The following is a 25,650-nucleotide window of genomic DNA, read 5'->3' as shown; positions in this document are numbered from 1 at the left end:
CTACTCCTTACTACTTGTTTGCATTAACCCACGGCCAATTGAATTTTGAATAAACATAAAGAATACAAAGACTGGGATGGTTGAAATCGTACTGGCAGCCAGTTGTAGATCCCAACGTGTCCGATTATATTCTTCGAAACGAATAATCGCTAGCGGCAACGTGTTATTCGCCATATTCAAAATACTTGAGCGGGCGAAGATAATATCTCCCCAAGCAGAAATAAAGGCAAATAAGCTAGCCGTTATAATTCCCGGTAACGCCATTGGAAGCAACACATGGAAGACACTCTCATACCAAGTGCAGCCATCCATTCGCGCAGCTTCTTCGATATAGAGCGGAATCCCTTGTAAATAGGTATACAGTAACCAAATCGTCATCGGCAAGCAACTCGCCGTGTTACCAATAATCAGTGATAAGCGAGTATCTAAAATACCTAACGTATTAAAGATGGCATAAAGCGGTCCAGAGAGTAAGACGGGTGAAAACATCTGAAATAGTAGGACCGTATAAAGAAAACCTTTTTTAAATCGAATCGGATAACGCGTTGTCGCATAGCTCGCTAAGACCGCAACGCTGGTACATAGCACCATCGTAACCCCTGAGACAACCAAACTGTTGATTAACGGTTTAATAATGCTTTTTTCACCAAAGAGCGTCTCCGTATAATTTTCCCACATCGGTGGCCACTCAAAACTGTGAACCGGATTTTGCAAGAGATTAGAGTAGGAACTTAACGAAGAAATAACCATAATGATGATCGGCAAGTTGATTAAAATCCCTATAAAAATAACAATTGCTGTTCGTAATTTTCGTTGCATGTCATCACCTACTGTTCCTTCAAGATATTACGAATATAGTTAAACGTAATAAGGACTAAGAAAATTAAAATTAAAACCGAAAGTGCACTACTGATTCCGAAATTGAAATTACGGAAGCTTTCGTTATAGACGCGCATCATTAATGTTTCCGTTGAGCGAAGGGGTCCGCCTTCCGTCATAACATAGAGAACGTTAAAGGAGTTGAAAGTCCAGATGGTTACCAGTGTTAAGGTCACCATAATAATGCTCTTCATCTGAGCTAAAGTAATATTGACAAAGCGAGACCAATAACCTGCGCCGTCGACACGCGCTGCTTCGTAAAGACTTGTTGGAATATTTTCTAGTCCCGATAAGAACATCATCGTCACTAAAGGCCATCCCATCCAAGCATCAACAATCCCGACGACATAGAGTGTAATATCTGGACGAGCTAACCAAGAAATATTTGAGCTAATCGCATTGATCTGCTGTAAAAAGTAATTTAAATAACCATATTTACCGTCGAGAATCCATTTCCATACAATCCCTACCGCAATTTGTGGCATTGCCCATGGTAAAAGGAACAAGAAACGCACAAACTTCTTACAGTAAATATCGCTATTTAACAACATGGCAAATATAAAACCAATTACAATTTTAAGAAATACCGTAAAAATCGCATAACGCACGGTGATCGATAAGCTTTTTACATAAGAACTATCGGTAAAAATCTTTCTAAAATTACCCCACGCTACCCAAGTCGACTCGCCACCAAACAATCGCACTTCTTGAAATGACTGAATCAATGTCAAGAAAAAAGGATAACCATATAAAATAATCAAAAGAATAATTGCTGGCATAATCAAAGTATAAGGTACCCAATCGGTATGTTTTCGCATCTGATAATCCCTCCTTCAGACTCCCATTGATTTAAAATTTTGCTGGGCTCAATTGGCCCAGCAAAAATTTTTCGTTTAAAAATTATTCAGCGACTTCTTTTTGAGCTTCATCAAAGGCAGTTTGACCGTCTTTTTCACCTAATAAGGTTTCTTGTAAAGCTTGAACAAAGGCACGGTTAAATTCATCCCAGTTTGGTGTATGTGGGTCTGGATAACCGAAAGCAATGGTCTCTAAGAATGGTTTCATAAAGTCTGTTTGGAATCTTTCGTCAGATTCTTCAGCTTTAAGAATTGGGAACCAGTTGAATGCTTCACTCACTGGACGTTGGAATTCTTCTTGACCCATAAATTCAATAAATTTCCATGCGCCTTCTGGGTTTTTAGCTCCTTGTGTAATAACGTAAGAATCCGTTGCAATGTTAACGCCTGGATGTTTACCTTCTGGTAGGGGTGCCACTGCGTATGGGTATTCTTCTTTATGTTCTTCTAAAGCTTCTTGATCCCATGGACCTGTTACGAACATTGCTAAGTCTCCATTAACGAACATTTTAATTTGGTCGTTACGTTCAGATTCAAGTGGACTTGGAACTAAATCTTTATCGACGAATTGTTTTAAATATTCTGCAGTTTCAACAATTTCAGGTGTATTAAGTTGGAATTCACCTGATTCGCTTACTGGGAAGCCATCATTTTGGTAGAAGAAGTTCATTAATTCAATCGAAGTTCCTGGTCCGTCGATTGGTAAGTAGAATCCATAAATATCATGTTCTTCTTTGACTTTTTCTGCGACTTCTAATAATTCGTCCCAATTGGTTGGCGGTGTTTCAATTAAGTCTGTACGGTAGATTAATGCACGACTTGAGAACGCCATTGGAATACCATATTGTTTACCGTCAATCGTTGCTGTGTGATAGACACTTTCAACACGCGGTTCAACAAATTCAGGTGTAATAAATTCATCTAAGTCGCGAATAATTCCTTCATCACGGAATTGACGAAGTGAACGTGTCCCAATTAGCATAATGTCTGGCGCTTGTCCGCCATTTACTAATTGAACAATACGGCTGTTTAATTCATCCCATCCTACAGGAATGACTTCAACTTTAATCCCTTCAGCTTCTTCAAAAGCTTTAATACCGGCATCAAGTTCTTCACGTAAGTAACCTGTATCATAACCAGGAACTAAAATACTCACGGTTTGCTCCGCTTCCTCTTCTGCGTGAACTGCAGTGAATAAGCTCGGAACAAAAACACTTAGTAGCATGACTGCCGCTACAAGTTTTAGCATTATTTTTTTCATAATCTGTCTCCTTATTTCTACATTCGACCGTAATGCATTATCGCTTCCATATACGCCGTCACATTTTGAATCGGTGTGGCTAGTGGCACACTGCATCCCGGTCCAATAATATACTTTGTTGAACTATGCTTCGCTGCCTCATAACTTTGGGCAACTTGTTGCTGGATTGAGTTAATATCACCTTGAAGGAGATATTTCACTGGATCGATATTGCCGATAATACCTACCGGTAATTCTTCTACAATCTCCAACGCAGTTGTCAAATCAACTTGTTGGTCGATTGAGATATAATCGACTCCAGTACTGGCAATATCGGTCAGAAACTTTGTTGTATCGCCGCAAATGTGAATCACCACCTCCCCTCGTTGATATTGTTTAATATGCTCTACAATGCGTTGAGTATAAGGTTGGCTAAATTCACGGTATTGTTTGCCGCTAATCAAAGCTCCTGATGACACTGGATCCGTTATATTGAATGTTGTTTGATGATTTAATGCAAAGGCATCAATAATACGTAACGTTGCTTGTGTTACTAACCCTAAGAGTTGATGCACTTGTTCGGGTTGTCTTCGAGTTCCACGCAGCAAAGTCTCAATATTAATTAAGCTCGCTGCGGAAGTTAAGGGTCCTGTAAGCTCATAAGCTACTGCAACCTCTTGACCGAGTCGGTCTTGAATCATTTGAATCGCTAAATCATGTTTACGTAATAAGCAAGAAGCTTCGAAAGAAACTTTGGATAAATCAATTTTGTCTAACTCATCTAAAGATGACAGCAATGGAACATCTAACATCGGACTGGCATCTTCCGGATACTTCATTTGACTCCCTAAGATGATTCCCAGTCCATTTAACCCCAAATTCACCGAAACATTATCGCATCCGAATGCGTTGTATACAGCGATTTCCTTGGCTGCAATATTACCCGCAGTTGCTTCAGATTCTTGATACGTTTGGTGGGTCAATCTCGCACCAAATGTTCCATGAAACAACATATAGGGTGGGCGATCTACTGGCAACCCTTGATTAAAAGCAGCTAACCTCTCGATTGAATTCAATTGCAGTACTCCTTTTCAGTTACTAATAATTCAACGGCGCTGCCATCAAGCAGTCGAGTGACTACAGCCCCTTGATACATTGGATTTAATAAAACTTGATCGGTAAATCGATCATTCGAACAGCGGTGGTGTATGACCCGATAATCAGTCTTTCGATACCGGATCAGTCCATCCGCCATTAATGGATTAACATAAACCACGTCGGATGTGCGACGAACATAAGTTAACCATTCAGATAGCCATTCCCATTGCCAAGGCATGACGTATTCTCGATAAAACGCATCCCCGATTATTTCGGGAATTCCAATTGGATCACCTAGAATAATCATCCCTCGCTTGAGTTTCAATTCGGCTTGTAAGAGCTTCGTCCATTGTCGATACAATTGTTTGAAAGCTTGGAGTGGCACCGTCGCATCTCGTTTAAGCACCGTAAGTAATTCCCGTAAGCCAATGAGGCTCTCCCAAATGGTCCAAAGCCCGGTGTCATTGAATCCTACAGGTTCATCCAATTGATTCAGCCATTCGATGAACGGGATGATTTGAGTAATATCTAAATCACTTTGCGCATCCCATCGTGTGACATAAGCTCCGCCGCTGGCTACATATTTTACATGCGCTCCGAGTGCTTGTGACGCCATCAGATGACCGATCGGTGCTAATACGTATGGTTTTTGTGTGGCCTTTTGACGCAAACGAATTAATGTTTGCATCGACTCTGGAGAACCGTGCGTTTCTGCTAACCATTGATGCTGGTTTGAAGTCAACCCTTCGCCACTATCAAAAGGATAATGTAATCTTTCAAGCTGTTCAATTCGCTTCCAATGCGACATCTGCTTAACCCCGCTTCTCAAATAGCGTGTGGCGCACAAAACGTCGCTGGTAGTCGTCCATTAGACTTAATTCGAGCGGCTCAATTCGCTGACTTAATGCTTCTAAATCCTGTCGGACGTCAAGTGACATCAGTGCCATATAGGCTCCACTATGAGATGTGTTCCCTAAGTAGTGCAACTTATTTTTAAAAGCTTTAGGTAAGATGCCTGTTTCGATCAGGCTCGACTCATCAATATGTGCTCCAAACTGTCCGGCAATATAGACGTGTTGGATAGCTTCTGCCGTAGTTTGAGCTTCAACTAGCAATTGTTCAATCCCGGCCATAATCGCACCTTTCGCTAATTGGACTTGGCGAATATCTTGTTGCGATAAATAAACCCCCTCAGCTAAACGAATTCGACGTTTCCCTGTTGCGTCGACTTCAATGTACTGAAGACGATCATCATCCGGTGCTAGACTTTGTGGATCGATAATTCGTCCACGTTCATTAATCAATTGATATCGGAGCCCCTCACGCAATGCTGCTAATACACCGCTACCACAGAGTCCAATCGGCTCTGTATTTGAAATCACTGATAAGACTGCCCCTTCAGGCGTCAAACGCACTTCCTCAATCGCACCACTCGAGGCTTTCATTCCTGATGTAATGTTCATCCCTTCAAACGCTGGTCCCGCTGCGGTCGAACAGCTGAGAAGATGTTGGTTGGAGGCTAAAATCATCTCGCCATTCGTCCCAATATCAATCACAATAGCTTGATCTTGTTGATCGAGCTCCGCTACGTAGGCTCCGCAGACAACATCTGCACCAACATAAGCTGAGATCATCGGCAACGTAATAATACGTGCCCGTGAATTAATAGACCAATCCCATTCAGGATGAACTTGAAATATTTGACTGGACTTAACGACTAACTGATAAGGCGAACGGCCTAACGGCTCTGGATTAATTCCAAGTAACAAGTGCAACATCACTGGATTTCCCGCGATAACCGTCTGATAGATATATTGTGAATTCACCCCTGTTTGAATTCGCAACGCCTGAATCAATCCTTTAATTGTATTGATAACAGCGGTTTGCAAGTTATCTAACCCTGATAAGCCTGAATCCATCACATGCGTTATTCGCGTTAAAACATCGGAGCCATATTGCCCTTGTTGGTTGAGTTGGCTTTTTGTCGCCAACTGCTCGCCTGTCAGTAAGTTCACTAATGTTACGACGACCGTTGTGGTCCCAATATCGACTGCCAGACCGTATTGCCACGCCGTTGTATCCCCCGGTTCGATAGAGAATATCTCACCTTGGTCGTAGACTCCCGTCCATTGGTGGGTTTGTTCATCCATAGATAAACCGAGTTGTTTTGACGCTTGTTGGGCCTCTCCCGCTGTCAGTATGCGCTTTGTAATAGCGGGTCGGTACTCAAAGTGAGGCAAAGTCCCTTCAGTCAGTATCGTATGTTGTGTCTCAAGTTTAAAATTAGTCACTGCTACCGATTGCGTTGGATAATAACGACATAAGAGCCGCTCTTTAGGCGACTGTCCTTGAGTTGAAACTGTTCCGCGACATTGGCCACAACGCCCACGCCCATCACAGTCTCCACTAATTAATACGTCATGTCGACGCAGACATTGCCAAAGCGATTCGCGACTTTCTGTATCGTAATCCAATTGACGCCCATCCGGTAAAATTATTTTGATAATCATTTTGATTCTATTTCAGTGTGATGAGTTAATCGCTTCGCTAACTCCACACATTCAAAAGCATTTTCGGAATAACCATCAGCGCCAATCTCATCACAAAAAGCTTGTGAGACTGGACTACCTCCGATCATTACTTTAATTTGCTGACGCAAACCTTGTTCTTCTAGAAGCTCAATCACCCGACGCATCCCACCCATCGTCGTTGTCATTAACGCTGACAGCCCAATCAGATGTGCGTCTTGTGCGACAGCTTCATCAATAAAGTTTTGGAGCGGAACGTCTTTACCTAAGTCAATTACCTCAAAGCCTCCTGCTTCAAGCATAATATGACATAAATTTTTCCCAATATCGTGCGTATCACCTTCCACAGTTCCAATGACCACTTTCGGTAAGTCCGCTCGAGTATCCACTCGCTCCATTAAAATCGGTTGTAAGATTTCCATCCCCAATTCGAACGTATCCGCACAAAATAGTAAATCAGTCACATAGTACTCTTCTTCAGCAAATAACTCCCCTGCGCGATTCATACCATCAACCAAACCATCTAATACAGCTACTTCCGGATCAAAGCCTGCATCGAGATACTCCCTGACTGCATCAACGATACCCTCTTCATCCATATCTAATACGAGGTCTGAAATTCTTTTTAATAATTTATCCTGTTCTTCCATGTCTTCTCCTCAAGTTTGCTACGAACCCACTTATATTTCACAACAACACAAAAAACCGATCAACCCCATTGGATTGAACGGCAATATTTCGTTAAATCATCTATTAAAGTTTAAAAATAACGCAAATATTGCATAGTCAAACAAGCCCTTGGTACAATTAACAGTCCATAAGCGTTTTCTAAGTTTAATAAAAAACGATATCCTCGTTAATCTGAAGGCATGTTGAAATATTCAGTTTTAGATGTTGACAAGGGATTCTTCAATAAACAAAACTTGTTCCATTACGCTAAATCACTTTCGCATTGGCAATCCCTTCCTTCCTCTAAAACAATCTATGCAACATAGTTCAAGATTATTTTATCATTAAATTCTAAGTTAAACAATCCATTCACACTAATGAATAAATTCACATAAAGATTATGATATTTTCTCAAATAATTCGAGTCACATTATCCTTTCACACTTCCTGATGACAGTCCACTTACTAAGCTTCGACGGAAAATAATTGCAATAATATGTGGCGGCAAAATTGTAAATAATCCTGATGCAGCAATCATACCGTAGTCTACCGAGTCACGAGTCATAAATTCCGATAAAATCAATGTCACTACTTTATTAGATTGAGACGTCAATAGAATCATCGGAATTTGAAATTGACTCCACGTCATCAAAATAACCGTCAATACGCAACCTAAAATTGCATTTCTTGAGGCAGGTAAAATAATCTCCCACGCCGTGTACCATTCATTCGCGCCATCCATCGCCGAGGCATCCCATAAATCTTGTGGAATACTATGAAAATGGTTATACATCATCCAAGTCGAGAGCGGATAAAAGGCGGTGACGCAAATCAAACTTACCCAAAATAAATTGTTAATTAATTTAAATTGCGCAAACATTTCAAAAATAGGAATAATGGTAGCAAAGACTGGTATTACCATTGTGATCAATAATGAACGAAAAAGTCCAATCTTCCATTTGAAATGATATCGACGAAAGCCATATGCTGTTAAGGTTGCTAACGGAACACACATCAACGTCGTGTACAAAGCGAGTTTGATTGAGTTTTTCAATCCGTTAAAAACAACTTGATGCGCCTTGGTCGATGAATCTAATATCTTCTGGTAATTCGCAAACGAGATTGTTGTAGGTAATAGTTGTGTAGAGAATTTTACCAATTCGTTGTTTGGCGTTAAACTCATAATAAAATTCCAAACAATCGGCGCCAAGGTAAAAATTAAAAATAAAATCACCGCAATTGTGTAAAGTCCCTTACTTCTTTTCTTCATATTAATCCACCGCATTTTCTATATTGATTGATCGAATGTAGAAATACCCAAACACCCCGGATAAGAGCATTGAGATATAAGTAATCGCAGATCCATAACCAAAGTCTAGATAGCTAAATGTATTCATGTAATTATATACGAGAAGTGATTGTGTCTCAAAGCGATAGCCAGCGAGTGCTATAATCTCATCAAATGCCATAACCCCTGCTAATAAAGCTTGTAACAAAACGACTTTAATCGCAGGAGCAATAAAAGGGAGGGTAATATCCGTCATCTGATACCAACGATTGGCTCCATCAACTTGTGCTGCTTCATATAGATCGAATGGAATAGCCTGCAATCGTTCTAATACAATAATGGCACAAAACGGAATCACACGCCAAGCAATAACAAATGACACAATCATCAACAACTGCCACCGATCCGTTAGCCAGAAAACAGGCGTTTCAATTAAACCAAAATTTAACAATAATTTGTTAATTAGCCCATAAGTTGGATGGAACATAAATCGCCAAATAATCCCATTGACTAAAGGGGGTAGCGCCCAGGGAATAATGGCGCATGCTGTTAGAAAAGAACTCATTGATGAATTGATATTTAACAACATGCCTATCGCAATACTGATAATTAACACTACGACTGTGACAATCACCAAAATATATAGCGTATTGATTAACGCATTCATAAAATCTTGCGATTGTATAACTTTTATATAGTTTTCCAGACCGATAAATTTTGTTTGATTCGGTCGCGTTAATTTATAATTTAATAAGCTCAAGTAAAAAGTTTTAATGATCGGATAAAGGACTAATATTCCCATCAGCAATATCCCTGGTAGAAATAAAGCGCCCCGTTTAATCTTATCCATCAATTCTCACCCCTTTTCTTTCCATCATATTTTGATACAAAAACAGACCAGCAAATAACTGGTCTGTTGTGCTTTTCCTTATTTATTTGCTTCAACCACTTTATTAACATTTTCAACCATTTGCTCTGCTGCTTCTTCAGCAGTTAATTTGCCGGTTGCTAATTGATTAATGATGTTATAAATTTCTGCACTCATTTCAGTATAGTATGCAGGAACACCATGTGGGAAAGTTGATTCAATCATGCCCGCTAACTCTAGCATTACATCGGCATTGTTGATTTTACCTTCTTCAACGACTTTTTCGAGCACACTAATACGTGTTGGTAATGAACCTAATTCATCAAATAAGCGAGCTTGAGTTTCTGGTGAAGTATACCATTTTACGAATTCAAGGGCTGAGTCAGGATGTTCTGTATTTGGTGAAATTCCTACACCTTCTTGGAATGAAGCTGTTACAGGAGAGGTTGTTTCTTTACCTGGCAATAGGGCCGTCTCAATTTCACCTTTTACAGCAGAATCTTCGCCTTCAACCATTTGAAGCAGTCCGGAAGGACCAACTACAAAGGCTGCGTCACCATTGACGATTGGCATAAATGAATCATATCCTGAACTGTTAACGTTACCAAGGTCGACTAATTCATTCATCATTAATTCCTCATAAACTGTCAGTGCATCAAGGGCTGCTTCAGCATTCAACGTTCCATCCTCATTAAAGACGACACCGTTACGAGAAAGTGCTAACCATAAGAAAGTGGTCGTAGTATTTTCACCCGCTTCAATCGGAATTGAAACTGGATATTCAACCACGCCAGCTTCTTTTAATGTTTTCGCTGTTTCGATAACTTTATCCCAAGAAGTAACATCTTCGTCTACTTCCCCTTCATTGAACATGCGTTTATTGTAATAACCGATACGGAAGTCGTTCGCGTAAGGAACTCCATATACCGTTTCATCTACTGCAAATTGTGATAATGCTGGGAAATCGTCCGCATCTTCTAATTCAATTGGTGCTAACCAACCCGCATTAACAAATTCTCCGACCCAAGACCAGTCTACTTCAAAAACATCTGCCGCGACGGTATTCCCTGCAGCAGCAATCGCTAATTTATCCCGAATATCATCCCAAGCTGTCGGTAAAACATTGACTTTAATGCCTGATTGTTCTTCAAATTCTTTCAACAGCTCTTCAGAAGGGGCACCCCAATCTGGAATCATAAAATTAATTTCAACCATTTCCTCGGCATGAGCCGTTGTTCCAAAAGGAACTATGGTGGTAAATAACAACATTAAAGCGGCCAGGCATTTCATAATTTTTTTCATATGTTTCTCCTTCTTTTCAATCAACTACGATTGACGCCGTCCAACACAAAAAGGCGCCATTCTATTAACATTCCTAGTTATGTTTATTGCAAATCATCTAACCATAGGCGCCCTCCTTTAACTTATTATTATAAGTGAATTATATCACGATGCCCTAGCACTGACAATTATATGACCCTCAAGAAGATAACAATCTACTCCGCTCTGTTTATATTCTTCCCTTTTCGCAGACGTAACTTTCTGAAAAAATAACTTAATTTATCTCCGCATTCTTCTGCAAGAACTCCGGAGATAACTTCAACTTGATGATTAAAGCGATCATCTTGCAATAAATTCATCAAGGTCCCTGCACAACCCGCTTTCAGGTCTGAGGCCCCATACACTACTGTCTGAATTCGGGAATTAATTAAGGCTCCGGCGCACATTGGACAAGGTTCTAACGTGACATACATCGTCGCGCCTTCTAAACGCCATGCTTGTTGGTGGCGGTTAGCATCTTCAATTGCTTGAATTTCCGCATGTCCCGTTGCTTGATGTTGTGTTTCTCGGACATTATATCCTCTACCAATAATTTGTTGGTCTTTGACAATAATGGCGCCAATCGGAACTTCATTCAATTGCTCTGCCTTATCCGCTTCCTCCAACGCTTGTCGCATCCATCGTTCGTGAATTCCTTGTAGCGACGCTTCTTCCTTTTCCATTTTGCACCTCCCGCTGTTTTCACAAAAAAAGACCTCGACAAAGCGAGGCCTTCAATTAAAAATTCTCTAATTAGTTAATCCAGTCGTTGACAGCATCTGTCACATCGTCGCCTAAATCGCGAGCACGATCTACAATCGCATTGAATACATCGGACCCTTTATTATAAGCGCGATTTGCTCCTTTAGAAGCTCCATTTGCCATCGCTAAAATTGCATTAACTTCACGATCTGGTAAATGATCGATTGCACTTATAATCGCATCGCTACCACCTAAGTGATTACGAACATATAATTTCGCACGTTCACGATTGACTAGTGCTTTCGCACCTTCACGAGCATCATCATTTAACACTAAAAATGCTGCGCCTGCTACTAATGCTGCGCCCGCTAAAACCCACAGTTTGTTTGAATTATTTTGACTCATTTTACATCCTCCTCTATATTATATCGTTAACTTCTAACTTTATTATAACACATCTTGCGTCACCTCAGAAGCATTCTGTCATAACTCACTAATTTTATCTCGCTTTTCAATAGATAACGATTATTTCAAATGGACCTTCGCCACTAAAGCATTCGCTTCAACTTGATCGTCTGCTAACCATTCAATATGATCAATTACAGCATCTGTATTGGTAAAGACAACGATCATCGCGTTATTCTTACCTGCATTATCTAAAGCCGCTAAATCGACCGTGGCTACTTGTGTACTTGATGTTACCGATTGATTTTCTTGAACAGAAATATCAAACGGTTCTCCATTCAATTCGACCGTATCAATCCCCATATGCAACAAGACATCTAGACCGTCTGATTCGATTCCTAACGCATGTTGTGTTGGGAACACACTGACTACTTTACCCGTAACTGGGCTATAAATTGCGGCTGAGTCGGGCAGAATCGCAAACCCATCGCCCATCATTTTCTTCGAAAATACTGGGTCTTCCACTTGATCGATTGGAACAAATTGTCCTGGTGCAACAGCATAAACGTCAACCACTTTATTCTTTGGCTCTGTTTTCTTTTTTAAAAAATTAAACATCGTACGCCTCCTTATATAATTCACTTAACTTTGTTAACCTTGCTCTTTATTATAACAAAAATCTTATCAATTGAATAATCATACGGCATGATTTTTGATATTTGATATAATAAAACTATCAATCATTGGAGGTTTCCTTATGCTCGTTCCATGCATTACATCAAGTTATGAAACATACTTTATAAATTATATTCCCAATCTAAATCGACTCACTGAAATCCTCACTCAATATAACCAGTCCGTCTCCAGATCTAAACAATTTGATATCACATTAATTCAACCAATGATACACGATTACTCACTTAATCATCAACGCTACCAATCATTGGCACTTCGTGCACTAAAAGGCGAAAATGTTGCTACTGATAATCATTGGGACAATTTTATTACGCTAGCCATTATGCTCGAACACGTCTTAGAAGTTTATCAACAAAAACAATTGTCGCTCGATATTTTTCACCAAACCATTTCGGATCTCTTTTTAAGATTCAATCAATCGAATCCAAGAGGTATTACGTCAGCTGATTTCCCGTGGTTAATGCAAATTTTTAAGTTTCGTATCTTTAAATTGGGCGAATTACAATTTGAATTCACCCATTTCAGGCCGGAAACATTGCCAGATAATACTGTATTTCGTTCAGACTTTCCGAGTTATTTACTACCAAAGGACCCAATTATTAGTGTCCATATTATGGAAGGAAGCCGTATCCATCCGAATCAGATTCGCCATGAATTCGACCTTGCTCGTGAATTTAAAGCTCGGTATTTCCCCGAATTAACCATCCATTATTTTTATTGTTATTCTTGGTTGCTCTACCCAAATAATGCTCTATTTATGGCGCCAACTAGCAACATTCTTGCCTTTATGCGCCTCTTTGAGATTATTGCACAAGCCAACTGGCCAAATATGAGTATCGAGCGTATTTTCGGAGACGCTTATGTTGAAGCAATCGATCAACCACTGCCACAACAAACCTCATTGCAAAAAGCTGCCAGTCAACATCTCGACCAATTAGGCGTTGGGGTGGGCGTTATTGCTTATTAACCGATAAAAAAGTCCACTGCTCACCACAGTGGACTTTGTCATTCATTAACCATTTTTTATTGGGTGTTGGTCTGGCGAATGGAGATGTGCTGGGTAGTATTTTGCCCAACTGCCATCAAAGAGAATCACATCTTCATAACCGAGCTCTTTCAACAAGAAGAAGCCGGTTGAAGCACGGAAACCTGATCCACAGTGAATAACTAGTGGACGGTCTGGGCGAATACCCTCTTCTTGCCAACGATCTTCAAAATTCTCCGGATGTTGAATATGATACGATTCGGTAAATAAACTCTCGTCCCCCGCATAAACAGCGCCTTTAATCTCCCCAGCTGCTTGCTCACTTTGTCCTTGATATTCTTTCAAACTTCGGAAGCTTACGGCTAATCGTTCAGGCTCTTTTTGACGTATTGCTTGGTATGCTTCAGGTGTTTGAACGATAGCGACTTGACGGGTTTCAGGTGGATTCTCCCATGGCACCGACGTCACAGCAACTTCATCCGACTCAACGTCATAGCCCCCATCGAGCCAATCTTGGTACCCTCCATCTAAAATATAAATCTCGTCCATACCCAGAAGATAGGCAACAAACGCAGTTTTGGCTGCCATATGCATTCCAGGAACCGATGAACTCCCATAGAAGACAACAGGTTGATCGTAACGGATCCCTTGTTGCTCAAAGACTTCTTGTAAAACTTCAATTTTTGGCAAATACTCTGGACGAGGACCAAATTGTGTAAAATCAAATAAGCTTGCACCCGGAATATGCCCAGCCAAATAATCAGCTCGGCTACGTCCGTTCGGTCCGGGTTGAACTGGATCATATACTTCTACAACTTGAATTTCAAGACCATTATGTAACTGCTGAGCTAGCCTTTCACTTGTAATATAGTGGCGCGCATTCTCTTTCTGCCACCGCTTCTTTTCATCCATACCACATGCCTCCTAAACCTTATTTATCTTGGATCCCCTTGTTGAATTGGGAATCGCTCTGGATCTGCTTCATGCGCTAAGTACCATTGATACCAACTGCCATCATACAGTCGTAAATGTTGGTATCCCAATTCTTTCATTATAAAGAAACACGTCGATGCACGCCAGCTCGTACCGCAATATAAAATCAAATTATCTTCTGGCTCGATTCCCCATGCCTCCCACGAAGGCTGATATTCCTTAGGATTCGCTACATAACCTTGTTCGTTCGTTAAAAAATCATCTCCACCGTAAAGAGCGTCTTTTATTTCACCAACCCCTTTGTTCCAAGCATGGCCCTGATTCGATCCAATATACTCATTCCAACTGCGAACACTGACTAATTTTGCCTCAGGTTCTGCCTGACAAAGTTGAACAACCTCTTCAGGCGTCTGAACTAATAATTCTGGATACTTAGGCACCGAGCGCCCGAATACGACTTGAGGTAAGGTAACTTCCCCAACTTCAATGGGATAATCACCACGTTCCCACGCCTGCCAACCACCGTCTAATAAATAAACGGATTCCACTCCTAAATAATATGCCGCCAGTGCCATTCGACTCGCAATATACATAATATCTCGCGCATAAAAAGAGTAAAATACGACCGGTGTATCGTAACGAATCCCCTTTTGCTCGAAGACTTTCGCCATCGCTTCCGCTGAAGGAAAGTACCCCTTGAATTCTCCTAATTCATCGGTCGATAAATGAATCGCTCCAGGGATGTGACCTTCTAAATAATGCTTACGAGTTCGCACTTGATCCAACTGGTAAGCTGCATCATCACGAGTGACTTCGACGACGACAACCTCATCCAAATGTTCGGCTAGCCATGTTGCATCAACAAAGAACTTCGGATGCACCTTCCGCTGCGAATCCATTAACCTCGAATCAGCTCCAGGTTGTGATCGATTGTAATTTTGCTTCATTAATTCTTCATGTGACAAGTTCATCGATTCTCCCCCTTCTAAATATCCTCGGCATCATTATACCGTTTTTAGCGGCAATATGCTTTTTTCTTGACTACAATATTTTTCACAAAATGAGTTCACGCTCATGAATATTTCACTTTAATTTTAGCGCTTTCTTTGTGAAAATTTACAGCTCTATGGTAACATGAAATTGGCTGTTTGTGAATTCACGAACTAGCGAGGTATTAGGTAAAGGAGGAAACCTGTTGAAGAAATACGTTCTCAAGCGTCTTGCTCTAGGACTTTTTACCATTATATTGACTTTTGTCCTGACCTTTTTCTTAATTCGATTAGCTCCGGGGGATCCCATTAAACTACTTGCCGGAAGAGAAAATCCTAACCAGCAAATGATTGAAAAGATTCGGATGGAGTATGGTTTAAATCATCCTCTCCACATCCAATTTTGGCATTATTTACGCAATTTATTACGTGGAGATTTAGGCTTTTCGTATAAGAATAACGTGAGTGTCTGGTCGATTCTATCCTCACGCCTTAAACCGACACTCATTTTAACATTATCATCGACTATTTTGTCTGCATTGATCGGCACGGCGCTGGGGATTTATTCCGTTCGCAAAGACAACCGGACACTTGATCGGACCTTAATCAATATTTCTTACTTTATTGATGCAATTCCGAGCTACTGGCTTGGGATGGTCTTAATTATTATTTTCGCCTCTCTCTTAGGATGGTTCCCAACCTCTGGGATGCAAAATGTCCGGATGCGCTATACTGGAATGCGACGCGCCTTGGATATTGGTTACCATATGGTACTGCCAGTCCTAACAATTGTTATTATTCAAGTTCCAATCTATTTTCGTGTCGTACGTACTTCGATTTTGAATGTGATTGGAGATGACTATATTCAGCTCTTCCGAGCCGCTGGCATGCAAGACAATCATATCTTTAATCGTTATGTCTTAAAAAATGCCGCCTCACCAGTCATTGTTCTTTTCGGGTCGTCATTGGCTTTTACACTCAGTGGGGTCTCACTGATTGAAATTATCTTCGGTTGGCCCGGCATGGGGCGATTAATCATCGATTCAATCAATGTTCGAGATTATATGGTATTGAATGGGATTTATTTAATTATCTCAATTTCAGTAATTATTTTTATGATTTTAATTGATATCGTGCAGGCGATGGTTGACCCAAGAATTAGAATGAGGTGATTCAACTGAAAAAATGGACACGTATAAAGCAGCAAATCAATCAATCAACCGAGCTCAAAGTAGGACTTTTTTTCTTGCTGATTTTAGTTTTGATTGCAATTTTTGCCGATGTTATTGCTACACATGATCCGACCTTTTTGAATGATGACTTACTCGCACCCCCTTCTAGGACTTATTTATTCGGAACGGATGCATTAGGACGTGACCTATTCAGCATGGTCATCTTAGGCACTCGGACCTCTTTATCCATTGGATTAATTGCTGCCTTAATCTCGAATCTATTAGGAATTATTATCGGAGCCATTGCTGGATATTACGGCGGATGGTTTGACCGACTTATCGCGGAAGTCATCAACGTATTTATGATGGTCCCAACTTTCTTCCTTATCATTATTGTTGTAGCCTTGTATGGCTCTAGTATTCTAAATATTATTTTAGTAATTGCGCTGACGAGTTGGACGGGCGCTGCTCGCATGATGCGCTCGCAAGTGATTGCCCTTAAAGAACGCACCTTTATTAAAAGTTTGATTACCTTGGGTGAATCTGATTGGCGAATTATTACCCGTCATATCGTACCCAATGGTATCTATCCAATTATTACTAGTGCCGCTAGCTCGGTATCCGGTGCGATTCTCTACGAATCAGCCCTTTCTTTCTTAGGGTTGGGTGACCCTTTACAACCTAGTTGGGGACGAATTGTCTATAATGGTAAATCCTACTTAACCCGAGCTTGGTGGGTAGCTCTGTTTGGTGGATTGTTCTTAGTTATTACCGTCTACGCTTTTCACTTAATTGCCGAAGGCTTCAATCAAATATCTAATCCACTGAGACAGGAGGAGTTATAAATGAGTTTACTGCAAATTCAAAATTTGAATGTCTCCTATCTTCAGGCTCAAGGTGAGAATCAAGTCATTCACGATGTCTCACTGACTTTAGATAAAAATACCACTTACGGCATTATTGGCGAATCTGGTAGCGGAAAAACAACATTGATGAACGCCGTTCTCCGATTATTAAACCCTAAACAAACCCGTGTGAGTGGCAGTGTACTTTTTAATTCGGTGGATTTATTATCGATGGAACCCGAAACTTTGAATCGGATTCGCTGGGAAGAAATTTCTGTCGTCTTCCAAAATTCAATGAACATTTTAAGCCCGGTACATCGCATCGAACAACAATTACGCGATATTTACTTAACGCACCGGCCACATACGCCAAAGGATACTATCGATCAACGAATTATTGACTTATTTACCTTACTCCATCTCGATCCAATTGTAAGGAAACATTATCCACACGAACTCTCTGGCGGGATGAAGCAACGCGTCTCGATTGCAATGAGCTTATTATTCGAGCCACAACTGATGATTCTCGATGAAGCGACCACTGCTCTCGATGCAATCACCCAAAATCGTATCCTCGATGAACTCAAAAAACTTCAACTAGATTACGACAATACAAAGTTGATCATTACTCACGATTTATCCGTTGTTCGGCAAATTTGTGAAGAAGTATTTATTCTAAAAGATGGGCGATTGGTTGAAGCAGGACCTGTTGAACAAGTCTTTCATAACCCTACCCACCCCTATGCACAGCAACTTGTGGCCGATTACCAACGACTGATTCAGTAGGAGGATTCGATGCAACCGATTATTCAAGTAACTAATTTAACGAAAATCTTTACCGATAAGATTCATCATCATCAAATTAAAGCAGTCGATCAGTTAAATTTTTCCATCCATCCGCAACAAAAAGTAGGCATTATCGGGGAGTCTGGCAGCGGCAAGACAACCCTGTTAAACTTGCTAGTCGCCTTAGATCAAGCAGATGACGGCGCGATTGAAATTGATCAAAAATCACTTTCTGATTGGCTGAAACATCGCAAAGCCTTTCGCCGCAAAATCCAAATGATCTATCAAAACCCTTACGAAGTCTTTGATCGGCGTCAGACCATTCAGGAAATTTTAATGCAGCCTTTGCGGATTCACCAAATTGGGAACTCGAACAAAGAGCGTTTAGCGATCATTGACCAAGCCTTGGCTGATGCAGGTTTCACTCCGACGGATCATTACTTATTACGCTATCCGCATGAATTGTCTGGTGGACAGTTACAGCGAATTTCTATTTTACGTAGCTTACTCATTCGTCCCGATATTATCGTAGCCGATGAGCCGGTATCGATGCTGGATGTTTCCATTCGCGCCAGTGTCTTAGAAACGTTGCTAGATGCACATCAAACTCAACAAAATACCATGATTATCGTAAGCCACGATATTTTAAGCTTACGTAATATCGTGGACCGCTTATTTATTATGTATCACGGCCAAATTATCGAAGATATTCCTGCGCATCAATTATTAACAGAAGCACGCCACCCGTATACCCAAGTGCTAATCTCAAATGCCCATGGCAAGGAGGTGACAAATGAAGCCTTAGATCGCATGATCCATGCTTTCAACCAGGACTATGGTCAACACGAAAGTACGGAAATGATTGAGATTAGTCCGAATCATTACTTAAATTGTTCTGTCGAATAGATTTATTAGAAAGGAATTACTATGAAAAAGATTAAAAAACTCATCGTAACACTCTTATGTGTGTTCCCTTTAATCAATACGATGGCAATGGGCTCAGTGCAAGCTCAAGACCCAGTAGAAGGTGGAACGCTCGTCGTATCAACCGCTGCTGAACCTGAGACATATAATCCTAATGCTGCCCCAAACAACGCAGCTAAAGTTGTCATCGAAAACGTCATGAATAAACTCTTGAAAATTAACGGCTACAGCGAAATCGTTCCAGATATTGCAGAGAGTTATGAATTTTCAGAAGATGGCTTAAACTTAACATTCCACTTAACACCCGACGTTAAATGGCACGATGGCGAGCCTTTCTCTGCTGAAGACGTTAAATGGACGTTTGATCAAATCTTAAGTGAAGAAGGATTTGCAGCAAGTTCATTAGCTGACATTGAAGAAGTCGAAGTGATCGATGAAAACACCGTTAACTTCAAACTATCTGAACCGAATGCAGGCATTTTAAGCGCTATCGCATGGCACGGAACGCAAATTATGCCAAAACATATTTATGAAGGAACAGATTGGTTAGATAACGAAGCCAATCAACATCCGATCGGTACAGGTCCATTCAAATTCAAAGAGCATATTCCCGGAGACTACCTAGTCCTTGAAAAGAACGAAGAATACTTCAAAGAAGGACCTTACTTAGATGAAGTCGTGGTTCGCTTTATCCCGGATGGCGATGTAGCTTACCAAGCTTTCTTAAATGGCGAAACCGATGAAAACCGTAACGGTGTACCGGCAGATGAAATTCCAACGATGGAAGAAAATGAAGATTACGTTGTGACCGATATCTCCTTCCCGAATATGGGGAACATCGTCTTCAATATGAAAGACGGAATTTTCACCGATAAAAAATTACGTGAAGCCGTACTTTACGCGATTGATCGTCAAGATATGTTAGAGAAAAACTACCGTGGTAATGGATCCATTGCAGAATACTATATTCCTTACCAATATGCTTGGGCATTAAATGAAGACGCGAAAGTTCCAGAACGTGACGTTGAACGTGCACGCGAACTCATTGAAGAAGCTGGCTATGAATTAAATGAAGATGGCTACTACTTTGAAACAACCATCGATACCTATCCAGGATGGGATAACTTTGTTCCAATCTTAGCGCAACAACTCGAAGAGGTTGGCATTAAGTTAAACCACAACTCAATGGATGATGGTTCATATGACGAAAAAGTCTTAGAACAACAAGACTTCGAATTAACAATGCACCAAGGATACATTGGACCGGACATCTCTGCTTTAGCTTATAAATACGGAACCGGCCAAGCAATGAACTACGGCATTTATAGTTCTGAAACGATGGATGCATTACTTGAAGAAGGAAATCGTGAAGTCGATCCAGAAAAACGCGCTGAAATCTACCGTGAAATCCAAGCACTCTTAGCTGAAGAATTACCAACCATTCCAACTTGGAACTGGGGTGCAAAATTAGTTACTAAAGCTTATGTGAAAGGACACCCAATGGCAGATCAAGACAGCCGTAAAATTAACGGTGAAATTGAATTTACCAATGTGTGGTTGGATAATACCAATGAATAAGTCCTGATTTAAATTCTGCATACTTCAGGCGAAGTATGAGCTTGACAAAAGATAAACCCTCTCAACGGAATCAAACCGAAGAGAGGGTTTTGCATTGTTCTAAGACCGCTTTAGTGTATGTCCATTAAGCGTGATATTTGGTATAATTAACTCTCAGTAGATTATAAAGGAGTTCTTGATTCTATGAGCACACTTAATCCGCAAGATGTTTTTCTTCGCTTACTCGTGACTGTTTTATGCGTTAGCTTAATTGGTTTTGACCGTGAGCGCAGTGGCCGTTCCGCTGGACTTCGGACACACCTGATTGTCGCTGTTAGTGCCTGCATGATTACATTAATTCAGCTCGAATTAACTGAAAGTGTGATTGAATTTAATCGCGCTTATCCAGACCTATCTGGTATCATCAGTTCAGATCCGTCCCGCTTAATTGCTCAAATTGTTAGTGGCATTGGCTTTCTTGGCGCGGGAACCATTATTATCAATCGCAATGCGACCGTAACGGGGCTAACTACAGCAGCAACCCTTTGGGGTAGTGCAGCCTTAGGGATTGGAGCAGGTCTTGGATACTTTACCATTGTGATATCAAGTACAATTGTAATGTTATTTATTTTAATTGCGATCAATCTGATGCTTACCGATCGTTCCTATGTCTTAGATATTTACTTTAATGAACCACGTTCGAAGTTGAAAGATTTGCACGATATTATCGACCGCAATCATTTGAAAGTCAAAGATATTATCATCTCAACAAATAGCGGCAGTTATCACTATCAATTTAAGATGACTGGAGATCGACGTAAGATTGATGTCGAAGCCATCACACGCACGATTTGGGATGAAGTGGCCAACGTTAAGAGTGTCACCTTTGTCTAATTTAGCGATTCAGCTAGGATATTGTCCTAGCTTTTTTATATTAATCATCTACTTTCTTATCGCATTCATAATATTTTGAAGGAGTTGAACCCTATGAAATACTCAAACCCTTATTACCGAAAAATCAAAAATACTTACCCACTCCTTGTTTCCTGCCAACACTGCAAACAAGCCATCGCCTTGTATCAAAAAGGGGGACGTGGCAATCTAATTAAACTGCAAGTCCCACGAATTATTGAAGCTGAATTCGACCTGACAACTCTTGCAAACGCCCTGCTCTGTCCGAATTGCCAGCAACAACTTGGCTCATTAGCCGATTATCGTGGGAACCCAACTTACTTTTTGTTGCGAGGGATGACGCATAGTAAACGGGTGCGGTGACAATTTTTATAGAAAATTATTAGAAAAACTCAACGAATCAAATGTTTCGTTGAGCCATATTTACAGATATTCGAGTTGTGGGATAGACTGTATTAATTGTTTTGTATAGTCATGCTGTGGGTCGTCAAATAAAGCTTCTGTATTATTCATTTCTATTATTTGACCTTTTTGCATTACAATCGTTCGATGGCACACTTCTCGAACAACTCTCAGGTCATGACTAATAAATAAATAACTCACGCCTGTCTCTTGTTGGATACGATCTAATAATTCCAAAATTTGCTTTTGAATTGTCACATCTAGAGCAGAAACTGCTTCATCCAACACAATTGCTCGGGGCTCTACTATCAATGCCCGTGCAATCGCAACACGTTGTGCTTGTCCACCTGAAAATTCTCCAGGATATTTTTTCATAGCATCCACTGGGAGACCAACTTGAGGTAAAATCATCTCAATCTTTTTTAATCGCTCTGCTTTACGGAGATCCGTCTGAATTATCAGTGTTTCATCAAGTATTTGTTGGACAGTTAATCTAGGATTCAACGATGAGATGGGATTTTGAAATACCAATTGAATAGGTGGACGCAAATCTAAATTCCGTTCTACAGTTCGGTGATCATTATCATAGTATGTTAATGTCCCCGAATCTATAGGAAGCATCCCAATAATTGCATTGGCTAAAGTAGACTTGCCCGAACCGGATTCTCCAACAAGACCCAATGTTTCATTTGCTAACCATTCCATCGTAATATTATCCAGTGCTTTTGTTTCTTTTCCTGTCTTACGATTCAAAAAAGTCTTATTTAATTGATGTGCCGTCACAATTTTTTGATTCATATCCTTCACCTACCCTTGCTTAAACCAATGGTTTTCTGATACTTCTATCACAACACCTACTGATTTTTCAATCGATTCTCTTCGATATTTTTCAGCTATTTCTTTTCTTTTTTGCAAACTTTCCCGCTGTGATTCGGTAAGACCTGGAATCGATTCAAATAAATTGATCGTATAAGGATGCATGGGGCTCGTAAAAAGGTGCTCTGTTGGCGCATACTCTACTATCTCACCCTGCCTCATCACTGCAATATGATCACATAATTTTTGAGCAACTGAAAGATCATGCGTAATAAATAAAATACTTAAATCAAATTTTTTATTTAATGACTGTAATAACCTAATAATATTCGCTTGAATCGTCACATCAAGTGCAGTTGTAGGTTCATCTGCAATTAAGAGCGACGGATTTTTTGCAATGGCTAGCGCAATCATGACGCGTTGTTGCATTCCACCGGATAGTTCATGAGGGTATGCACCCAATACTTGATCCACTTGATCTGCTCTAAATCCAGATTGAAGTAATAATTCTTCTGACTGATGTTTTAATTCGACTCGGTTCGCAGAACGATTCATCCTAATGCTTTCATATATTTGTTTTCGAATCGTACTAAGAGGATTCAATGAGTTCATTGGATCTTGGAAAATCATTGAAACATTGTGACGATAATAATTTCTTAATTTTTGATTTGAATAATCAAGAATGTTTTCTTGATTAAATAAAATCTCCCCTGAATAAGTAAACAGCTGTTCATCATTTAGTCGAGCTAAGGATTTACCGGTTAGACTCTTCCCGCTCCCACTCTCTCCGACCAAACCGATAATATGACCCGGTTCAATTTTCAAGTTAATATTATTGACCAATGTTTTCCCTGATTTCAACGCAATTGACATATTTTTTAGCTCAATTTCGTTCATAATGACTCACCACCTAATCACTTTGCTTGCGTTCTAACTTAAGTCGCATGCCTTCACCAAAAATATTAAATCCCAGTACAGAGATTAAAACAGCGAGTGCCGGCAATAGCACAATCCACCACGCTTGAAAAATAACATTTTTCCCACCTTGAATCATGTTCCCCCAAGACGCAGTTGGAGGCGCAATTCCTGCTCCTAAGTAACTCAATGATGCTTCACTTAAAATCGCATTTGCAAATACAAAGCTGCTTTGTACTAATAAGCTTGGGACCACATTCGGGTAAATATGCCGCCACAAAATTCGGCTTGTAGAAGCTCCTATGATTTTCATTCCGACGATATAAGGTTCATTCATTACTTGTATCGTACTGGCTCGTGCAATTCGAGTCATGATTGGAATAGAAATTATCGTCAAAGAAATCATAATATTTTGAATGGAACCACCAAAAACACTTGTTAAAGCAATTGCTAGTAGGATACCTGGGATTGCCATTAAACCATCTATGAATCGCATTAGAATATTCCCAACTTTTGGATACCAAGCACCATACATACCCAATATAGAACCTATCACAAAAGAGGCAAGTGTTGTAACAAAACCAATCGCTAACGAGATTTTACCTCCCGTCATCAAACGGGCTAACAAATCTCTTCCAAATTCATCGGTACCAAAAATGTAGGTGCCGAAAGGTTGAGATAACCTTCCCGCCACTGTCATCTGGTTCGGATCAACCTGATAGAAAATTGGAGCGATAAAACTCATCATTACCATAAAACCAATCATTACTAAACCAATGATAATTAACATTTTGCTCTTAGATGATTGCTTCATGATTGATCACTTCCTTCATAACGAATTCGTGGGTCTATTAGAGCATAACTGATATCTACCAACAAATTAATTAAAATATACGTTACGCTAATTACTAGTATCACCGCTTGGATGACTGCATAATCACGTCTAGAGATACTATTAATTAATAGTTGCCCTAATCCTGGAATGCCAAAGATGGTTTCAACGATAATTGACCCAGCTAATAGACTTCCGAGACTCTGTCCAATAGCAGTAATAATCGGCACTAATGAATTTCGCAAAATATGATGGTAAAATAAATGCCACTTCGAAACTCCTTTTAAAGTTGCACTTAAGATAAACGGCTGATCCAAAATCCGTATCATTGCTGCACGAGACATCCTAGCGATATAGGCAGCCTGTCCAATGCTAATAGACATAGCTGGTAGAATTAAATATTTCAAATGCTCTGACCACCCCATCGATAAAGGACGATATCCTGATACTGGGAGCACTTTGAGCATAACTGCAAAGATAATCAGATTAATTAATGAGATTACAAAGCTAGGAACACCTTGCCCAATCAAATTAATCGTAACTATGAGTTTATCAATTACGGTATTACGATAAAAAATACTTATAATAGCAAAGGTCATTCCTACAATCGCTGAGATAAGTCCGGCAACAAGCGCTAATGAAACGGTTGCCCTAATATAATCAACCAGAATATCCTTTACAGGCCCCCCCATAAAGTATGACTCTCCTAAATCACCTTTAAATGCTTTAAATAACCAATCTAGATATTGCTTCAAGAATGGTTGATCCAAGCCAAGCTGAGCATTTAGACGAGCGACCTCTTCTGGTGTTGCTTCAAGCCCTAAAATTGATGAAGCTGGTCCTCCAGGTATCGAATGCATAATTGAAAAAATTAAGAATGTTACAATGAGAATTACCGGGATAACGCTTATAATTCTCCGAAAGAGGTATTTCAACATAATAATCCTCCTCGTATAATAAATGTAGTCTTAAATGAATGATTTTTAAGACTTTAAACTTGTTACCCCTTTCGGGGTATAATTGTTTGTAAAG

27 protein-coding genes are annotated in these 25,650 nt (G+C 40.1%); 8 read left to right on the top strand and 19 right to left on the bottom strand.

Annotated features, from left to right (window positions below; all coding sequences use genetic code 11):
- The 13 genes from CYJ57_RS01085 to CYJ57_RS01025 all read right to left on the bottom strand — a co-directional run bounded on the left by CYJ57_RS01085 (position 1) and on the right by CYJ57_RS01025 (position 12,472).
- Positions 1–819 carry a carbohydrate ABC transporter permease gene (locus CYJ57_RS01085; RefSeq protein WP_101953727.1) on the bottom strand — a complete coding sequence of 273 codons (819 nt, stop codon included), beginning with the start codon at positions 817–819 and terminating at the stop codon, positions 1–3.
- Between the two features lie 8 nt (positions 820–827).
- The gene (locus CYJ57_RS01080; protein WP_101953726.1) at positions 828–1,697 is read right to left on the bottom strand and encodes a carbohydrate ABC transporter permease; all 870 of its coding nucleotides are present in this window, start codon (positions 1,695–1,697) and stop codon (positions 828–830) included.
- A gap of 82 nt (positions 1,698–1,779) precedes the next feature.
- Positions 1,780–2,997 (bottom strand): ABC transporter substrate-binding protein, encoded by a 1,218-nt coding sequence (locus tag CYJ57_RS01075; protein ID WP_101953725.1) that lies wholly within the window; start codon positions 2,995–2,997, stop codon positions 1,780–1,782.
- Positions 2,998–3,014: 17 nt separating this feature from the next.
- Positions 3,015–4,052 carry a uroporphyrinogen decarboxylase family protein gene (locus CYJ57_RS01070; RefSeq protein ID WP_180764345.1) on the bottom strand — a complete coding sequence of 346 codons (1,038 nt, stop codon included), beginning with the start codon at positions 4,050–4,052 and terminating at the stop codon, positions 3,015–3,017.
- The gene (locus CYJ57_RS01065) at positions 4,049–4,882 is read right to left on the bottom strand and encodes a hypothetical protein (RefSeq protein WP_101953723.1); all 834 of its coding nucleotides are present in this window, start codon (positions 4,880–4,882) and stop codon (positions 4,049–4,051) included. Before CYJ57_RS01065 ends, CYJ57_RS01070 begins: the two co-directional genes overlap by 4 nt.
- A gap of 4 nt (positions 4,883–4,886) precedes the next feature.
- Entirely contained in the window at positions 4,887–6,584 is a 1,698-nt protein-coding gene (locus tag CYJ57_RS01060) for an ASKHA domain-containing protein (protein ID WP_101953722.1), read from the bottom strand.
- The gene (locus CYJ57_RS01055; RefSeq protein ID WP_101953721.1) at positions 6,581–7,252 is read right to left on the bottom strand and encodes a cobalamin B12-binding domain-containing protein; all 672 of its coding nucleotides are present in this window, start codon (positions 7,250–7,252) and stop codon (positions 6,581–6,583) included. The genes CYJ57_RS01060 and CYJ57_RS01055 overlap by 4 nt, the downstream gene beginning before the upstream one ends.
- 449 nt (positions 7,253–7,701) lie before the next feature.
- Complete coding sequence (locus CYJ57_RS01050) at positions 7,702–8,541, bottom strand: carbohydrate ABC transporter permease (protein WP_101953720.1); 840 nt, start codon at positions 8,539–8,541, stop codon at positions 7,702–7,704.
- A gap of 1 nt (position 8,542) precedes the next feature.
- Positions 8,543–9,409 carry a carbohydrate ABC transporter permease gene (locus CYJ57_RS01045; protein ID WP_006701671.1) on the bottom strand — a complete coding sequence of 289 codons (867 nt, stop codon included), beginning with the start codon at positions 9,407–9,409 and terminating at the stop codon, positions 8,543–8,545.
- A 78-nt stretch (positions 9,410–9,487) separates the two neighbouring features.
- Positions 9,488–10,729 (bottom strand): ABC transporter substrate-binding protein, encoded by a 1,242-nt coding sequence (locus CYJ57_RS01040; protein WP_101953719.1) that lies wholly within the window; start codon positions 10,727–10,729, stop codon positions 9,488–9,490.
- A 194-nt stretch (positions 10,730–10,923) separates the two neighbouring features.
- Positions 10,924–11,430 (bottom strand): tRNA adenosine(34) deaminase TadA, encoded by a 507-nt coding sequence (gene tadA, locus CYJ57_RS01035; RefSeq protein ID WP_101953718.1) that lies wholly within the window; start codon positions 11,428–11,430, stop codon positions 10,924–10,926.
- A 70-nt stretch (positions 11,431–11,500) separates the two neighbouring features.
- Entirely contained in the window at positions 11,501–11,854 is a 354-nt protein-coding gene (locus CYJ57_RS01030; RefSeq protein ID WP_006701668.1) for a hypothetical protein, read from the bottom strand.
- A 120-nt stretch (positions 11,855–11,974) separates the two neighbouring features.
- On the bottom strand, positions 11,975–12,472 hold the full coding sequence (locus tag CYJ57_RS01025; RefSeq protein ID WP_101953717.1) for a PTS sugar transporter subunit IIA: 498 nt from the start codon (positions 12,470–12,472) through the stop codon (positions 11,975–11,977).
- 139 nt (positions 12,473–12,611) lie between these two features.
- Between CYJ57_RS01025 and CYJ57_RS01020 the strand changes: the two genes are divergently transcribed.
- Positions 12,612–13,517 carry a hypothetical protein gene (locus CYJ57_RS01020; RefSeq protein ID WP_101953716.1) on the top strand — a complete coding sequence of 302 codons (906 nt, stop codon included), beginning with the start codon at positions 12,612–12,614 and terminating at the stop codon, positions 13,515–13,517.
- Positions 13,518–13,562: 45 nt separating this feature from the next.
- Here the strand turns inward: CYJ57_RS01020 and CYJ57_RS01015 are convergent, their stop codons facing one another.
- Positions 13,563–14,447 carry a sulfurtransferase gene (locus CYJ57_RS01015; protein WP_101953715.1) on the bottom strand — a complete coding sequence of 295 codons (885 nt, stop codon included), beginning with the start codon at positions 14,445–14,447 and terminating at the stop codon, positions 13,563–13,565.
- A gap of 23 nt (positions 14,448–14,470) precedes the next feature.
- Positions 14,471–15,439, bottom strand: a complete 969-nt coding sequence (locus CYJ57_RS01010; RefSeq protein WP_101953714.1) for a sulfurtransferase — start codon at positions 15,437–15,439, stop codon at positions 14,471–14,473.
- 224 nt (positions 15,440–15,663) lie between these two features.
- Here CYJ57_RS01010 and CYJ57_RS01005 point away from each other — a divergent pair, with 224 nt between their 5' ends.
- From CYJ57_RS01005 to CYJ57_RS00975, 7 genes are all read left to right on the top strand, one after another.
- Complete coding sequence (locus tag CYJ57_RS01005) at positions 15,664–16,629, top strand: ABC transporter permease (RefSeq protein WP_101953713.1); 966 nt, start codon at positions 15,664–15,666, stop codon at positions 16,627–16,629.
- Entirely contained in the window at positions 16,626–17,474 is an 849-nt protein-coding gene (locus CYJ57_RS01000) for an ABC transporter permease (RefSeq protein ID WP_101953712.1), read from the top strand. The genes CYJ57_RS01005 and CYJ57_RS01000 overlap by 4 nt, the downstream gene beginning before the upstream one ends.
- Positions 17,475–18,260 (top strand): ABC transporter ATP-binding protein, encoded by a 786-nt coding sequence (locus tag CYJ57_RS00995; protein WP_101953711.1) that lies wholly within the window; start codon positions 17,475–17,477, stop codon positions 18,258–18,260.
- Between the two features lie 9 nt (positions 18,261–18,269).
- Positions 18,270–19,166, top strand: coding sequence for an ABC transporter ATP-binding protein (locus CYJ57_RS00990; RefSeq protein ID WP_101953710.1), 897 nt, complete (start codon positions 18,270–18,272; stop codon positions 19,164–19,166).
- 21 nt (positions 19,167–19,187) lie between these two features.
- Positions 19,188–20,762 (top strand): ABC transporter substrate-binding protein, encoded by a 1,575-nt coding sequence (locus CYJ57_RS00985; RefSeq protein WP_101953709.1) that lies wholly within the window; start codon positions 19,188–19,190, stop codon positions 20,760–20,762.
- A 183-nt stretch (positions 20,763–20,945) separates the two neighbouring features.
- Positions 20,946–21,635, top strand: coding sequence for an MgtC/SapB family protein (locus CYJ57_RS00980; protein ID WP_101953708.1), 690 nt, complete (start codon positions 20,946–20,948; stop codon positions 21,633–21,635).
- A gap of 93 nt (positions 21,636–21,728) precedes the next feature.
- The gene (locus CYJ57_RS00975) at positions 21,729–22,016 is read left to right on the top strand and encodes a hypothetical protein (protein WP_101953707.1); all 288 of its coding nucleotides are present in this window, start codon (positions 21,729–21,731) and stop codon (positions 22,014–22,016) included.
- 60 nt (positions 22,017–22,076) lie between these two features.
- On the opposite strand, the gene CYJ57_RS00970 is transcribed toward CYJ57_RS00975, so the two are convergent.
- The 4 genes from CYJ57_RS00970 to CYJ57_RS00955 are packed head-to-tail and all read right to left on the bottom strand — an operon-like array spanning position 22,077 to position 25,556.
- Positions 22,077–22,853 (bottom strand): ABC transporter ATP-binding protein, encoded by a 777-nt coding sequence (locus tag CYJ57_RS00970; protein WP_101953706.1) that lies wholly within the window; start codon positions 22,851–22,853, stop codon positions 22,077–22,079.
- A gap of 9 nt (positions 22,854–22,862) precedes the next feature.
- Positions 22,863–23,768, bottom strand: a complete 906-nt coding sequence (locus CYJ57_RS00965) for an ABC transporter ATP-binding protein (RefSeq protein ID WP_101953705.1) — start codon at positions 23,766–23,768, stop codon at positions 22,863–22,865.
- A 13-nt stretch (positions 23,769–23,781) separates the two neighbouring features.
- Positions 23,782–24,600 (bottom strand): ABC transporter permease, encoded by an 819-nt coding sequence (locus CYJ57_RS00960; protein ID WP_101953704.1) that lies wholly within the window; start codon positions 24,598–24,600, stop codon positions 23,782–23,784.
- Positions 24,597–25,556 (bottom strand): ABC transporter permease, encoded by a 960-nt coding sequence (locus CYJ57_RS00955; protein WP_101953703.1) that lies wholly within the window; start codon positions 25,554–25,556, stop codon positions 24,597–24,599. Before CYJ57_RS00955 ends, CYJ57_RS00960 begins: the two co-directional genes overlap by 4 nt.
- Positions 25,557–25,650 lie beyond the last annotated feature (94 nt).

It is taken from the genome of Falseniella ignava (assembly GCF_002847645.1).
GTDB classification, from domain to species: Bacteria; Bacillota; Bacilli; order Lactobacillales; family Aerococcaceae; genus Falseniella; species Falseniella ignava.
The sequence above is the reverse complement of the archived record's forward strand: the minus strand, read 5'-3'. Positions and strand labels throughout refer to the sequence as shown.

Coding starts and splice junctions, on each gene's coding strand:
- CYJ57_RS00955 (WP_101953703.1), bottom strand. CDS start 25,556: ATGTTGAAATACCTCTTTCGGAGAATTATAAGCGTTATCCCGGTAATT.
- tadA (WP_101953718.1), bottom strand. CDS start 11,430: ATGGAAAAGGAAGAAGCGTCGCTACAAGGAATTCACGAACGATGGATG.
- CYJ57_RS01045 (WP_006701671.1), bottom strand. CDS start 9,409: ATGGATAAGATTAAACGGGGCGCTTTATTTCTACCAGGGATATTGCTG.
- CYJ57_RS00975 (WP_101953707.1), top strand. CDS start 21,729: ATGAAATACTCAAACCCTTATTACCGAAAAATCAAAAATACTTACCCA.
- CYJ57_RS01010 (WP_101953714.1), bottom strand. CDS start 15,439: ATGAACTTGTCACATGAAGAATTAATGAAGCAAAATTACAATCGATCA.
- CYJ57_RS01075 (WP_101953725.1), bottom strand. CDS start 2,997: ATGAAAAAAATAATGCTAAAACTTGTAGCGGCAGTCATGCTACTAAGT.
- CYJ57_RS01065 (WP_101953723.1), bottom strand. CDS start 4,882: ATGTCGCATTGGAAGCGAATTGAACAGCTTGAAAGATTACATTATCCT.
- CYJ57_RS01050 (WP_101953720.1), bottom strand. CDS start 8,541: ATGAAGAAAAGAAGTAAGGGACTTTACACAATTGCGGTGATTTTATTT.
- CYJ57_RS00985 (WP_101953709.1), top strand. CDS start 19,188: ATGAAAAAGATTAAAAAACTCATCGTAACACTCTTATGTGTGTTCCCT.
- CYJ57_RS01020 (WP_101953716.1), top strand. CDS start 12,612: ATGCTCGTTCCATGCATTACATCAAGTTATGAAACATACTTTATAAAT.
- CYJ57_RS01015 (WP_101953715.1), bottom strand. CDS start 14,447: ATGGATGAAAAGAAGCGGTGGCAGAAAGAGAATGCGCGCCACTATATT.
- CYJ57_RS00990 (WP_101953710.1), top strand. CDS start 18,270: ATGCAACCGATTATTCAAGTAACTAATTTAACGAAAATCTTTACCGAT.
- CYJ57_RS01025 (WP_101953717.1), bottom strand. CDS start 12,472: ATGTTTAATTTTTTAAAAAAGAAAACAGAGCCAAAGAATAAAGTGGTT.
- CYJ57_RS01060 (WP_101953722.1), bottom strand. CDS start 6,584: ATGATTATCAAAATAATTTTACCGGATGGGCGTCAATTGGATTACGAT.
- CYJ57_RS00970 (WP_101953706.1), bottom strand. CDS start 22,853: ATGAATCAAAAAATTGTGACGGCACATCAATTAAATAAGACTTTTTTG.
- CYJ57_RS00960 (WP_101953704.1), bottom strand. CDS start 24,600: ATGAAGCAATCATCTAAGAGCAAAATGTTAATTATCATTGGTTTAGTA.
- CYJ57_RS01040 (WP_101953719.1), bottom strand. CDS start 10,729: ATGAAAAAAATTATGAAATGCCTGGCCGCTTTAATGTTGTTATTTACC.
- CYJ57_RS01055 (WP_101953721.1), bottom strand. CDS start 7,252: ATGGAAGAACAGGATAAATTATTAAAAAGAATTTCAGACCTCGTATTA.
- CYJ57_RS00995 (WP_101953711.1), top strand. CDS start 17,475: ATGAGTTTACTGCAAATTCAAAATTTGAATGTCTCCTATCTTCAGGCT.
- CYJ57_RS01080 (WP_101953726.1), bottom strand. CDS start 1,697: ATGCGAAAACATACCGATTGGGTACCTTATACTTTGATTATGCCAGCA.
- CYJ57_RS01030 (WP_006701668.1), bottom strand. CDS start 11,854: ATGAGTCAAAATAATTCAAACAAACTGTGGGTTTTAGCGGGCGCAGCA.
- CYJ57_RS01085 (WP_101953727.1), bottom strand. CDS start 819: ATGCAACGAAAATTACGAACAGCAATTGTTATTTTTATAGGGATTTTA.
- CYJ57_RS00980 (WP_101953708.1), top strand. CDS start 20,946: ATGAGCACACTTAATCCGCAAGATGTTTTTCTTCGCTTACTCGTGACT.
- CYJ57_RS00965 (WP_101953705.1), bottom strand. CDS start 23,768: ATGAACGAAATTGAGCTAAAAAATATGTCAATTGCGTTGAAATCAGGG.